The sequence below is a fragment of the uncultured Veillonella sp. genome (assembly GCF_934190855.1).
Classification (GTDB): Bacteria; Bacillota; Negativicutes; order Veillonellales; family Veillonellaceae; genus Veillonella.
On record NZ_CAKPTN010000033.1, the window covers coordinates 1 to 13,785 of the forward strand.

At 41.3% G+C, this 13,785-nt stretch carries 8 protein-coding genes and 1 pseudogene; 2 read left to right on the forward strand and 7 right to left on the reverse strand.

Going from position 1 to position 13,785, the window contains the following annotated elements:
- The 5 genes and pseudogenes from Q0F90_RS03365 to Q0F90_RS03385 all read right to left on the reverse strand — a co-directional run.
- Positions 1–348 (reverse strand): annotated as a pseudogene (locus Q0F90_RS03365) (hypothetical protein); the annotation flags it as partial.
- 263 nt (positions 349–611) lie between these two features.
- Positions 612–2,147: a glutamine-hydrolyzing GMP synthase gene (gene guaA, locus Q0F90_RS03370; RefSeq protein ID WP_296003344.1), complete on the reverse strand. Its 1,536-nt coding sequence runs from the start codon at positions 2,145–2,147 to the stop codon at positions 612–614.
- 235 nt (positions 2,148–2,382) lie between these two features.
- Positions 2,383–2,610, reverse strand: a complete 228-nt coding sequence (locus Q0F90_RS03375) for a DUF362 domain-containing protein (protein ID WP_296003346.1) — start codon at positions 2,608–2,610, stop codon at positions 2,383–2,385.
- Between the two features lie 331 nt (positions 2,611–2,941).
- Positions 2,942–4,120 carry an HAD hydrolase family protein gene (locus tag Q0F90_RS03380; RefSeq protein WP_296003348.1) on the reverse strand — a complete coding sequence of 393 codons (1,179 nt, stop codon included), beginning with the start codon at positions 4,118–4,120 and terminating at the stop codon, positions 2,942–2,944.
- 11 nt (positions 4,121–4,131) lie between these two features.
- Complete coding sequence (locus tag Q0F90_RS03385; RefSeq protein ID WP_296003350.1) at positions 4,132–5,313, reverse strand: amidohydrolase; 1,182 nt, start codon at positions 5,311–5,313, stop codon at positions 4,132–4,134.
- 136 nt (positions 5,314–5,449) lie between these two features.
- On the opposite strand from Q0F90_RS03385, the gene Q0F90_RS03390 reads away from it, so the two are divergent.
- Both Q0F90_RS03390 and Q0F90_RS03395 read left to right on the forward strand, forming a co-directional pair.
- Positions 5,450–6,232, forward strand: a complete 783-nt coding sequence (locus tag Q0F90_RS03390) for a basic amino acid ABC transporter substrate-binding protein (protein ID WP_296003352.1) — start codon at positions 5,450–5,452, stop codon at positions 6,230–6,232.
- A gap of 141 nt (positions 6,233–6,373) precedes the next feature.
- On the forward strand, positions 6,374–8,743 hold the full coding sequence (locus Q0F90_RS03395; protein ID WP_296003353.1) for a tetratricopeptide repeat protein: 2,370 nt from the start codon (positions 6,374–6,376) through the stop codon (positions 8,741–8,743).
- Positions 8,744–8,853: 110 nt separating this feature from the next.
- Here the strand turns inward: Q0F90_RS03395 and Q0F90_RS03400 are convergent, their stop codons facing one another.
- Entirely contained in the window at positions 8,854–10,104 is a 1,251-nt protein-coding gene (locus tag Q0F90_RS03400; RefSeq protein ID WP_296003354.1) for an inverse autotransporter beta domain-containing protein, read from the reverse strand.
- Between the two features lie 718 nt (positions 10,105–10,822).
- Positions 10,823–13,657: an isoleucine--tRNA ligase gene (gene ileS / locus Q0F90_RS03405; protein ID WP_296003355.1), complete on the reverse strand. Its 2,835-nt coding sequence runs from the start codon at positions 13,655–13,657 to the stop codon at positions 10,823–10,825.
- Positions 13,658–13,785: the final 128 nt, after the last annotated feature.

Consider the following 13,785-nt stretch of genomic DNA (forward strand, 5'->3'; position numbering starts at 1 on the left):
GCCTAACGCTATTGCAGATACCAAATCCACATTTAACTTAAGTGCATTTGCAATACTTATTGCAATTTGTTCAACCTCTAAAGGATGAGTTAATCTAGTTCTATGATCCCCTTCACGAGTAGCAGAAATAACTTGGGTTTTATCTTGTAATCTACGAAATCCACCTGTATACAGAATTTTATCTCTTTGTCTTCTAAGGTCCGTACGATATGTCTCTTCTAATCTATCTGATGCTTCTTCTACATCCGAGGTTTTATGTTGAGTTATCTTTTTATATCCATAATCACCGATATTAGAATTGAATATGCGCTCTAAATCTTTACTTTTAAGTGGAATATTTTCTCCCATTTGAACCCCCATACATAATCACAAAAATTTACTATAGTTTAAACACAAAAAACTTAAAGATAAATATTCTTATAAATACATTTTATTACTTTTTTTCAATAAAGCAACCATTCTGTTAATAACTAGTATTTCTATAAAACTATTTAAATTTATCCTCCATATAAAATTCACAAATTACAAGATAGAATTAACTTAATCGAATAAAAGTAGAGCCTTATAAATTAAATATTTATAAGGCTCTAAATTCTGTATTAAATTAAGTTTTATTCCCACTCAATTGTTGCAGGTGGTTTAGATGTAATATCGTATACGATACGGTTGATGTGTTGTACTTCGTTTACGATACGACGGGAGATTGTGTCCAATACGTCGTAAGGGATGCGTGCCCAGTCAGCAGTCATGAAGTCTGTTGTTGTTACGCCACGCAATGCCAATGTGTAATCGTATGTACGGAAGTCACCCATAACGCCTACAGTGCGTGTAGATGTTAATACTGCAAAGTATTGGTTGATGCTACGATCAAGACCAGCTTTTGCAATTTCGTCACGGAAGATATAGTCCGCATCACGCAAGATATCGAGTTTTTCCTTAGTGATTTCACCCATTACGCGGATAGCAAGACCAGGGCCTGGGAATGGTTGACGCCATACGAGGTAATCAGCCAAACCTAATTCAGAACCAAGTTCACGCACTTCGTCTTTGAAGAGGTTACGCAATGGTTCGATAAGGCCTTTGAAGTCTACAACTGCAGGCAAGCCGCCTACGTTGTGGTGAGATTTGATAACTTCCGCTTCGCCAGTACCGGACTCAATAACGTCAGGGTAGATTGTACCTTGTGCTAAGAAGTCAACGGAACCGATTTTACGACCTTCGTCTTCGAATACGCGGATGAATTCTTCGCCGATAGCTTTACGTTTTGCTTCTGGATCTTCAAGACCAGCCAATTTATCTAAGAAACGTTTTTCCGCATCCACACGGATGAAATGCATGCCAGAATCTTTGAAAGCTGCTTCAACTTCATCGCCTTCGTTTTTACGCATCAAACCATGGTCAACGAAGATACAAGTCAATTGGTCGCCTACAGCTTTAGAGATAAGGGCTGCTGCAACGGAGCTATCTACACCGCCAGACAATGCCAACAATACTTTGCCATCGCCTACAGTGTTACGGATTTCTTCAATAGCAGTTTTCGCATAGTTTGCCATTGTCCATGTGCCTGTGAAACCACATACTTCGTACAAGAAGTTGTGAAGCATTTCTTTACCATGTTCAGTGTGCAATACTTCTGCATGATATTGCATAGCGTATAATTTACGCTCTTTGTTTTGCATAGCTGCTGCAGGGCAGTCTTTTGTATGCGCAATAATTTCGAAACCTTCAGGTACTCTAGCTACATAGTCAACGTGGGACATCCAAACAACTTGGTCTTCGTCCAAGCCTTTGAATAGTGGAGATGTAGTGTCCACTTTAGTAGGTGTTTTACCGAACTCACGGTTATCGGCAGATTTAACTTCGCCGCCCAATGTATGCGCCATAAATTGCATACCATAGCACATGCCAAGAATAGGAATACCAAGTTCAAAAATCTCTTTTTCGATTTTTGGAGAGTTTTCTTCATATACGCTGTTCGGACCGCCTGTGAAGATGATACCTTGCGGCTTTAATTCTTTAATTTTTTCCAGCGCTTTGTTGTATGGATATACTTCGCAGTATACGTGATTTTCACGAACACGGCGCGCGATCAATTGGTTATATTGACCACCAAAGTCAACAACAATTACAAATTCCTTGTTTTCCATGCCTTCCTCCATATGCATCTTTGTGAAAGTATATTCACTATTATTTATGCCCATACATTTCTGTATTGGGGAGCGCGTTTTTTCGAGCAAAACGCGATTTTTTCATTACAGTTTATTATACCATACGAAGTATATGGACTCCATAGATTCCGTATGAAAATTATAAACAAGTTTTTAATGTTCGGGTTTTTAAAACTCTTAAGGTTCAGATTTATAACCTTCCGAAATATTACTATTACACTTTGGAGTCTCCCGATTTCTGACTACTACTCTTTTGAGTCTCCCGCTTATGCATCTTCACAGCTCCAACAGGACAGATTGAGTAACAATCACCACAGCCAATGCAACCTTTACCGATATTAAAACGAGTCATACCTTCAGTGATGCATTGAACAGGACAATCCTCAGCACAAGCACCACACTTAACACAAGTATCATCGATAATAAACTTTAAATTTCCCATTCTACATCACCTCCTATCTATTGCTTATCCATTAATAGCTAAGAACTTAAATAATTACAACGCCGATATTCCTAGGACAACGCTGACTTACCTGCGTCACCACTGACATTTCTGCATCCATTTCTACGTCAAATATATATGTATTTTCTAGATACTACCAGTTAAAAATATTTATTTTTAACTGGTAGTATCTCAAATATAAACATATCTAACCATACCAGAATTAATGTAATTTACTTTTAACTGGTGGTATCTACATTATAGTATCATTTGCGCAGCCTAAAGCTAAATTATCTTATCGTATTTTATCTTGAACACTTAAGATTATTACTTAAGATTTACGGTTTAACTCATTATTGTATGCAATGGCCGAGTAGATTGCTTTTGCCACGCCTTGGTGGTTATTGTCTGTCGTTTCGTAGCGTGCCGCTTCTTTAATATTCGGCTTAGCATTGCCCATGGCTACACCAGCGCCTGCGAATCGCAGCATAGATAGATCGTTTTCACTGTCACCCAGTGTCATCACTTCATCTGGGCTAAAGCCCCAGTGTTTGGCCAAGGCTTCTACGGCTGTTCCCTTTGTAGTGTGTGGCAATACAAATTCTAAATTACCTTCACTGGAGAGCAATACATCGTAAAATCTTTCACGGCCTGTACCATCGTGAAATAGGCCTTGGTATTCATCGCGCAAGTCTTGCAAGATACGTTGGCGCATCGGCTCATCACCGTAGAATATTTGAATCTTCTCAGGACCTTCATCCAAAGATTCCATATGAGCTAGTAAATCACATACCATCGTACGAGTAGCTAAAATAAAGGGACGAATATTAGGTCTAAAGAAGAAATTAGACTGTTCTACTTCACATTCGGACATAGTCACCTTTGCCGCTTCATCACTTTCAACAAGAGCATAGTGATCATGAGTCTCACCAGGCAAATGGTCCTTGTTTACACTAGGAAGATCTTCCCCAGTTACACCAAGTTGAGCATAATTCGTAGAGCTAGGAAGATGATTATCCATGAGGCTGATCGAACTTTTTTTATTAGGGGCTTTACGCTCACTAGCACATGCGCTTAATCGTTCAGGCGTAATACATCTAGACGGCGGATACATGCCAAAGATTTGGTCTTTCACGTAGGTCTCTACATAGACACCGTAGGTTAAAAGTTTACGCAACAAGTATAAGGCTTGTTCCTTATCAAAGTTGACGTGGAATAGACTGCGGTTTTCATCCTTGTCCATCACATAAGCGCCATTGGTACACATGAAATAGCGCAAGCAAGGCAACTTTTCAATGACATCGTTCATCTCATTCCAGGCACGACCAGAGGCAATAGCCACGCGAATGCCGCTTTCACGAGCCGCGCGAATGGCCTCAATAGCGTCCTCAGGGATGGCCTTTGCATCGTTAACCAAGGTACCATCAACGTCGGATGCAATAAATTTAATGGGTTTATCCCCCGTAAGACCTATATAATTTTTAATTTCTAATCTTTCAGTTGAGGACATAAAGCCTCCTTTTATTTAGCACTATTAAATTCAGCAACGATTTCTTCTAGAATTGTTGGGTTTTCTACGAGTCGTAGTAAAGCACCGCCGATAATATTAGCACCATCGATGATGGTTTGTTCAATGGTTGATTCTAGCATGGCAGCGGCGAATTCTTTAGAGTGACACACTTTTGGATCCCCAACAAGGCGTAATTTAGGATGGAGTGCGGCGCATTGATAGCTGACATTACCAATATCGGAGCTACCGCCGAGGGCTGCTGCACCTGGTTCAAAATCGAGGTCCATATCAGCCATTACCTCTTCGATGAGCGCTGTACCGCGATAGTTTTGATTCATATCGTCATACGGGTTGCCATAAAACTCAACATCTACTGTTGTGCCTGTACAAAGGGCAGCCCCTTCAAAGATGTTTTTGATTTGCTCAGATAAACCGTTCAAATAGTCACGTTCTGTATGACGCACGGTGACTTCTAATTCGCCATAAGGAGGAATAATATTAGAGGCTGTACCACCTGCAATAATCCAAGTGCCGATGCGCGTTTCAGGTCGCACTTGTTGACGCATCATATCCATAGCGTGAATAGCCAGTTGTACCCCATTTACCGCATTGACGCCGTTCCAAGGCTCGCCTGCGGCGTGAGCAGGTTTGCCGTGGTATTTAGCGCGGAAACAATCAAGGGCTAAGAATTGTGAATTAGGACGCGTTTCCTCACCATCGAGGTGAACCATGATAGCAAAATCATAGTCCTTAAATACACCGGCGTTGCACATATCCACCTTGCACCCCATCGCTTCCTCGTCTGGGGTCCCGATAATATCGATATCCATGTTGAAAGTCACGCCGTCTTGTTGCATTTTACAAAGTGTTAATGCGGCGAGAATGCTCATGGCACCACTCGCACAGTGACCGCATGCATGGCCTACTTCAGGCAACGCATCGTATTCACATAAAATCGCCAAACGACCTTGAGGGTTATCTACTTTCACAACAGATGCCTTGAAGGCTGTCGGCAAATTACAGAACTCATAAGTTACATCCATGCCATGCTTTTCTAAAGCAGCACCAATGGTTTTAACAGACTCGAACTCCTGACTAGACAGCTCAGGGTTATTAGCTAATGTATAATTCACCGCAAAAGCATCTGGAGCGAAGCTTTTACAAAGATCGGAAAAAATATGTGTAAGGGACATATAGCCTCCATTAGATATATTAATACGAAACTCATGTACTCTTAATTATACAATGTTATTGCCTATTGGTGTAAAATTCCGTACAATATAAACAGAAATGTATAAACCATGTATATGGATGTTTGAGGAGGTTACTATGTTTAAGTTCAAAAAATTGACAGCCATCGCCCTCGTAGCGGTAGCAGCATTGGGTTTATTGGCTGGTTGTGGCAACGAAAAACCTAAAATGACACAACAAGAAGGTGTATTGCGTGTAGGTTCTGAAACTACATTCCCACCATTCGAATTCACTGAAGGCGACAAATATGTTGGTTTCGACGTTGATTTGTCCGAAGCAATTTCTAAAAAAATCGGCCTAAAAATGGAATTCAAATCCATGGGCTTCGACGCTTTGATCCCAGCAGTTCAATCTGGCGATATTGACATGATTGCGGCAGGTATCAACGCTACTCCTGAACGTGAAAAAGTATTGGACTTCTCCGATGTGTATTTTGACCAAGGTGGTTTCATCACAGTTGTTCGTAAAGACAACACTACAATCCACAACATGGACGAATTGGCAGGCAAAACTGTAGGTGCTCAAATCGGCACAATCCCTGTTGAAATGGCTCAAAAAATCCCTAATACAACAGTAAAACAAATCGATTCCAATGCTAATATCTTCATGGAATTGAAAGCTGGCACAATCGATGGCGCTATCATCGATAACGCAGTTGCTATGTACTACCTCAAACAAGGTGCTGATCAAGACCTTAAACTCGTAGGCGAACCTACTCAATCCCCAGGCACAGTGCTTGGCGTGAAAAAAGGCAACAAAGAATTACAACAAGCTGTTAACAAAGCTCTTAAAGAACTTAAAGAAGACGGCACTTACCAAAAAATCTACGACAAATGGTTCGGCGATTACAACAAAAAATAATATCTATTCTAACGCATTAGGATAAATACTAACCCCTCTGATAAGATTTCAGAGGGGTTTTTCCTCTTTCACGGTCACTTGCCTTCGTTATATAATAAATATGTATTCTATAGTAAATGCAATTAATGCAAAGGAGGCCTTATGGCACAGTACTTTACGGAACGCCTACAAAAGGTCTTCCACATGATTTTTAGATCTTATAATCAAAAAGCAGCTCAAGAGGGTTTGCGTCAGCTTGAGCTTATCATCAATAATCAGCAAGATGTAGTATCAACGGATCATCGCGCCTTGCGAAATGATATGTCTGCCCTTCTTGAAAGCGAAATCAACATCAAAGAGGATACTCTCAAAATCGCTAATGATCCACAGGCACGAGAGTTAGGTGATGCATACGCCCTATTGGCACGCGTTTATGCTGGCCCGCGCTTTACGTGGGAGGAATCCAATTTCCCTGAAGACAATATGCGCACCTACCAATGCTTACACGATAGCATTCGCCGCTGTAGTCCCATTGGCACCTTACAAGCGTTACGCATTAAAGGCTCTATTACACCTACTGTCGAAAAGGATATGCAAATCTCCTTTGATGAGGCCTTCCGCATCGTCCACAATTATGCCGAACAAGACGACGCCTATTGCCAGTATGTAATAGGCAATGTATTCTTTTGGCGCGATGACAATCGCATTCAATCAGCAAGAGATATGATTACGCCGCCCCCACTTAGTTGGTCTAAACGCATTCAACAAAGTCTACAAGGCGGTTCCATGCACGACCGTATTGCGGCCTTACAAGGGACAGTGCCAGATGAAAAGTTGCAAGAAAATGCATCAGAGTTGGCAAAAAGATGGCTCAATAAAGCGCTTTATAATGGGCTTGCCATGTTCCAAGGAAATTTGCGCAATATCTATATCGACGAAGGAGACTTTGAGAACGCCCGCCGTGTAGCTAGAACGGCAGCAGAGCTTGGTAATCCTGCTATGATGCTCTATACAGGGCTCGACTGTCACGAAAACGGCAACTTTGAAGATGCTTTCACGTGGTTTACTAAAGCAGCGGCCTTAGGTCAATCTGAAAGCATCGCCGAGTTAGCAGATTATTACTATCACTTCTACGATGCCAAAGAACTGCGTACCGCTATTCCTTACGATCCAGTGAAGGCTATCGGCCTCTATCGCCGTGCCGCTACTAAGAACTTTAGCGACGCTGGATACACCGCATTACAAGCGGCCTTTGGATATATTTTCCACATCGGCCACCTCCCTCTGGACTGGGGCCTCATTGCAGACTTAACGCACATGGCGGCGACTAAGGACCGCTTTATGTTCGCCTTGCCATACATTGGTTATATGCGCATTCACGGTTTAGGGGTTACGAAAAACATTCGCTTTGCCGTTCAATCCTTACTGCGCGTCTTAGATGAAGAGCAACGAGCCTTTGAAGAGGAAAACCGCGTTCTCTTCTACGATATTACGCGTGCCTTAACTCGGGTTGCCCTCGGCTATGCCTATGAAAAGGGCTATGTATCAGGCAAGCCAGACCTTGATCAGGCGGTCTCCTATTACGAACAATCCCATCAATATATCCTGTCTCATAAGGCAAACTTAGATGAGGAGTTAAAAGATGTTCCTATCGATGATGAAGCAGTAGAGCGATTGGAAGCATTTGAGGAAATCGACGGTCATTGGCAGTACAAGGAAGGCATTGCCGAGTCTACTACTACGGTGCGCCCGGCCCCTACTACGTGGCCTCAACAGGCAGCACGATTATCTGTAATTATGGATGACTTCCTGTGGGACACTACCTTATATGACTGGCAAACCATAGAAAAAGCCTTATCAACCCAAGAGGAAATAAAGCTTAGCTTTTACAATCATTTCCTATCCGTTCCAGACAAACTGCGCAACATCTTTAAGTTAGATGTGATGCGTATGCCTCGAGATATGTATCAAGTGCGATTACACGGCTATGACCCGACAGAAGGTCAAGAAATCATCTACCGTACGATAGTCAATAAAGATGATGCACGTTTCCTACTAAAAGACCTGTACGATAATCACGCTTTACCGAATCTCGTAGAGAACTGGTCCATCGAAAAAAGCGAAGAAAAACCGACGTGGCATTATGTTCTCGATGTAGATCAACAAGCATTTCTACTTGAGGAATACGACGATGCTAACGCGATGATACAAACCGCATTACAAGGCTTAAAAGACAAAAAGTACGAACAAATTAATGTCCGTACTCATGACTTTGTAGGTCCATCGTATTTTATTTTTAAAGGCAATCAATCGAATCCATTTAGAGTCCAGCTCTATCTGAAAGAATCTGTGCGACACACCATCGACGAGGATGGCAACCAACAAGATACGCCAGGTAACACCTATTTATTTGAACAATATGTAGGCAACGAAGTATCTTTGAACTATTGGATTCAAAAAACAATAAATACCTTGGAAATCCCTGAACTAGACAATTGGAAAAAGCTCAGCGTCCCAAAGGCATTACAATAAAAATAACCGATAACATAAAAGGGGGCTGTAACGAAACAGCCCCCTTTTTATAACCTATAAACAAACCAACCTACTATAAATGATCATGAGGGTAATGTATGCGGAAATCCCTATAAGCCTACATCAGTAACACCATGATCATAGTTTTCTTCCATAATTTCTTGTACAACCATATCACTACGATGAACTTTATCAAGCATCTTAGCGCGTGCTGTTGTAATAGCACTTTCACTATGTTTACCACCATGCCAAGCAAACTTAGATGTACCAATTGTATATTTCAAAGTTGCATAAGGACCGCTCAAATGATGGGATGCTGTTTTGTAACCTGCATCAAGAGTAAGATGTGGTGTAATATGGAGTTCTGCCCCCACTTTAAAACCTTTAATAGCATCGCGCTTATTTAGTTTTTCATAGCCTACTCTTACAGCCGCTCTACCACGCCAGTTATAATAGTCCGCATAAACACGAGCCCATCTAGCATTTTTAAATGTTCGGGCATAGCCAATATCATAACCTCTAGCTACAGTATTTTCACTTAGAATCCAGTGATTTTCATAATCGACCTTAGCATAATTATAAAGACTAGTATCATCATCTCTACCATATGGATACAAACCAGTAGGATCATACCATGTACTAGTTCGACCATAAAGGCCTATATATTTTCTTTCATTAGATCCTAAATTTTTATAAATATTGGCATGGAATTCATTAAGGCCTACCACATATTCTAGGCCACCGCTAACACGTTTATATCCATTTTTAAATGCATGGTCATAGAATGCATTAACACCAACATAAGCATGCTCACCTTTACTAAGGCGACGATACCCTACACCAACATTAGCATTTACACCTAGAGATTCTTGTTTCTTTGTTTCACCTTCATGAACTGTGAAAGTCCCAGCCGGTCTATCTGGCACCCAATAGTTATTGAATTTATTAGAGGATATCTTTTCACCACTACGTCCTATACGACCTTGTACAAAAACAACACTTTTAGCATTTTCATCGTAATGGGTTATAGGTTGTAATGTCTCAATGTATAACTTGTTGAGTTCTGTAGATTTGGATTTATCAGAAGTCCCCACAATAGGATGATTTTCCCAAGGCGTAAAATTATGGAAGTGATGGCTACTCGACTCTTCAGAATTTTTCATATCAACGCCGACTACGATATCTGTACGATCCATCCAGCTAGAGCGAACCGCTTCATGCTTAGCCCCATTCACTTCTGTAGTAGAATCTGCAACACCTTGGCCATGCCCATTTTGTACATCTGCTGCAAAACCTGTAGCACTAAACGCACATGCTACAGCACCTAAAGCCAAAGTCTTAATGAATACATTTCTTCTCATAACTTATACGCTCCCCTCGTTATGCATAGGAAATAAAACCACACAACACTGCCCGTTCTTCACGTTCATTTCATGGTTAATTCATCTTCATTATAGTTATGCTTGTTTCTATAGTCAATATAACTCCTTATAGTTAAACGGCACTTAAAGATTCTCTAAATCATTATGTTACAAATTGATTTCTATTTTCAGACATAAGAAAAAGACCACCGCAAGCTGGGTGGTCTTTTTTCTGGGGAATGAAATTGTTATTTGAATAAAGGCAATAAAGCATTAGCTAAACCAGTAAGCGCTGCCAAGATTGCTTTAACGATTGCTGCAACCATTTCTCTTCCTCCTTCTCATATAAGAACAAGAACTAAACTAACTATAAACATCTTAAACCAGGAAATTAGCTTTTACATGAAATGCGTAAAAATTTACACATTAAATTTTCATGAACAAAATAACGAAGTCTTAATTGATACGAATAGTTAGATGAGAAAGATAGCATACAATGAATTCATAAATTTCTATAAATTTTTAATATTTTCTAAAGAAAAACCCTTCTCTTATGCACATTAGTTTAAAACAAACTAGCTGTGTTAGAGAAGGGTTTTCTATTTAGATATTACACTATGAACAATTCATAGGATTGGTTCATCAGATGTATTCTTTTATCTCTGTAATTATAGATTATGTAGTCTACGACAATAGGATTCTACTATTGTATCAACAATTATAGAGTTTTTACAACGTCTGCGCAGCGATGGCAAAGTGTAGGGTGTTCGCTGTCTTGACCTACTGTATCGCGGTGGATCCAGCAGCGTTCACATTTTTCAAGACCAGATGCAGCAACGACTGTAGCTACGCCTGTTTCTTCGTCTTTAACAGCCTCTGCTGGTGCAGCGCCGTTTACGATGTGAGCTTCGGATACGATAACGAGTTTAGCCAAGCCTTCTTCACCAAGAGCATTCAATGCGTCGAATGCAGCGCCTTCAGCGTATACTGTAACAGATGCATCCAATGGGTGACCGATTGTTTTGTCTTGACGAGCCAATTCCAATGCTTTTTGTACAGATGTACGCAAGTCTAACAATTGGTTCCATTTGTCAGCCAATTCTTGGTTGAAGTGTTCAGGATGACCTTGTGGCCAATCTTGAAGCATTACGGATTCAGGCATGCCTTCTTCTTTAGGCATGTATTTCCAAACTTCTTCCGCTGTGAAAGAAAGTACTGGAGATACCATTGCTACTAATGTTTTCAAGATTTCGTACATTGCTGTTTGAGCAGAACGACGAGCTACGTTGTTTTTGCCTTCAGCGTACATAGTATCTTTCATTACATCAAGGTAGATGGAGCTCAAGTCTACTGTGCAGAAGTTATGAATTGCATGGTATAACATATGGAATTCATAGTTTTCGTATGCATCAGAAACTTTTTGACGTACTTCTTCTAAGCGTAGCAAAGCCCATTTATCGAATTCGGACATATCTGCGTAAACCACTTTGTCAGTGTTTGGATTGAAGTCATCCAAGTTACCAAGCAAGAAGCGGAATGTATTACGGATCTTACGGTATACTTCAGATAATTGTTTTACGATGTCTTTGGACAAACGTACGTCTGCTTGGTAATCTGCGGAGGATACCCACAAACGCATAACGTCAGCGCCGTATACGTCGATGATATCGCTAGGTGCTACTGTATTACCTACAGATTTAGACATCTTACGACCTTCACCGTCCACAACGAAGCCGTGAGTCAATACGGAGTTGTATGGTGCTTTGCCTGTTGTTGCTACTGCCGTTAACAAGGAAGAGTTGAACCAGCCGCGATGTTGGTCGGAACCTTCAAGGTACATAGCACATGGTACTTCAAGATCGTTAACTTCAAGTACGCCAGCCCAAGAGGAACCAGAGTCAAACCATACGTCCATGATGTCCGTTTCTTTTTTGAACTCATCATGACCGCAATGAGGACATTTGAAGCCTTCTGGCAACAATTCTTTTGCAGTGTGTGCCCACCATGCGTCGGAACCTTCTACAGCTACCTTTTCAAGCAATGCAGACATAGTATCGTCGTTGATGATGTGCTCGCCACAGCTTTCACAATAGTAAATAGGAATTGGCACGCCCCAAATACGTTGACGAGAAATTACCCAGTCACCACGGTCGCGAACCATGTTGAAGATGCGGTCGTGGCCCCATTTAGGAATCCATTGTACTTGGTTATCGATAGCATCAAGCGCTTGTTGACGGTAACCATCTACAGAGGAGAACCATTGTTCTGTGGCACGGTAGATAACAGGATTTTTACAACGCCAGCAGTGTGCGTATTGGTGACGCAAACTAGATTTATTGAGCAATGCATTGTTGTGCGCCAAGATTTTGATGACAGGCACCTCTGCATCGTGAATTTCTACGCCAGCCAATGGGAATTCAGTATCGCCATAACGGTTGTCGTCTACTTGTTTAGTGTAGTTACCAGTTTCGTTAACAAGGGATACGATAGGAAGTTCAGTTTTGCCTTCCTTGTTGTAACGCATAACGATGTTAAAGTCGTCTTCACCATGTGCAGGCGCTGTATGTACGCAACCAGTACCAGCATCTAGTGTTACATGATCACCGCATAATACAGTAGATTTACGTTCTACGAATGGATGTTTGAAATCAGCCAACTCTAAGTCTGCACCAGAGAAGCGATTTACGATTTCGTATTCTTCGATACCGATGTCTTTCATGGCAGAATCAACGAGTTCAGTAGCCATCAAGTAGTATTCGTCGCCTACTTTTACCCAGCCATATTCAAGCTCAGGGTTAACGGAGATTGCTACGTTGGCAGGCATTGTCCAAGGAGTAGTTGTCCAGATAACAGCATATGCTTGTTTTGGATCTACGCCAGCTGGCAATGTAACCTTTTTCTCAGATACGTAAGGGAATTTTACGTAGATAGAGAAGGATTTTTTCTCAGCGTACTCGATTTCTGCCTCTGCCAATGCAGTTTCACAATGAGTACACCAGTATACAGTTTTAAGACCTTTGTAGATATGGCCACGTTTTGCCATTTCGCCGAAGATACCAAGTTGTTTTACTTCGAACTCAGGGCGCAATGTCAAATATGGGCGCTCCCACTCGCCTAATACACCAAAGCGAATGAAGTCTTGTTTTTGAGTTTCTACGCATTCTAATGCATATTCCTTACATTTGTTGCGCAAGTCCAATGGTGCCATTTCATGACGATTAAGACCAGTGTTTTTAATAACTGCATGCTCGATTGGCAAACCGTGTGTATCCCAACCAGGGATGTAGCGAGTATAATGACCAGTCATAGTCTTGTATTTCATGATGATGTCCTTCAACGTTTTGTTGAGGGCATGACCGATGTGCAATTTACCATTTGCGTACGGAGGGCCATCATGCAAGATGAAAGGTTTTGCGTCTTTACGCAATTCCAAGCGTTTTTCGTAAATTTTGTTGTCTTCCCAGAATTTTAAGATTTCTGGTTCGCGCTTAGGCAAATTGCCGCGCATTGGGAATTCTGTTTCAGGCAAATGTAACGTCTTACCGTAATCCATGATGTGCTCCTTTTACATAAAAAAATCGCCCGTCCCCGAAGGGACGGACGTCATATCCGTGGTACCACCCTACTGACCTTCGTTACTGGTGAAAGCTACGCCCTGCTTTTCTTCGATTGTCAGACCAT

Coding starts and splice junctions, on each gene's coding strand:
- Q0F90_RS03380 (WP_296003348.1), bottom strand. CDS start 4,120: ATGTCCTCAACTGAAAGATTAGAAATTAAAAATTATATAGGTCTTACG.
- guaA (WP_296003344.1), bottom strand. CDS start 2,147: ATGGAAAACAAGGAATTTGTAATTGTTGTTGACTTTGGTGGTCAATAT.
- Q0F90_RS03395 (WP_296003353.1), top strand. CDS start 6,374: ATGGCACAGTACTTTACGGAACGCCTACAAAAGGTCTTCCACATGATT.
- Q0F90_RS03385 (WP_296003350.1), bottom strand. CDS start 5,313: ATGTCCCTTACACATATTTTTTCCGATCTTTGTAAAAGCTTCGCTCCA.
- ileS (WP_296003355.1), bottom strand. CDS start 13,657: ATGGATTACGGTAAGACGTTACATTTGCCTGAAACAGAATTCCCAATG.
- Q0F90_RS03375 (WP_296003346.1), bottom strand. CDS start 2,610: ATGGGAAATTTAAAGTTTATTATCGATGATACTTGTGTTAAGTGTGGT.
- Q0F90_RS03400 (WP_296003354.1), bottom strand. CDS start 10,104: ATGAGAAGAAATGTATTCATTAAGACTTTGGCTTTAGGTGCTGTAGCA.
- Q0F90_RS03390 (WP_296003352.1), top strand. CDS start 5,450: ATGTTTAAGTTCAAAAAATTGACAGCCATCGCCCTCGTAGCGGTAGCA.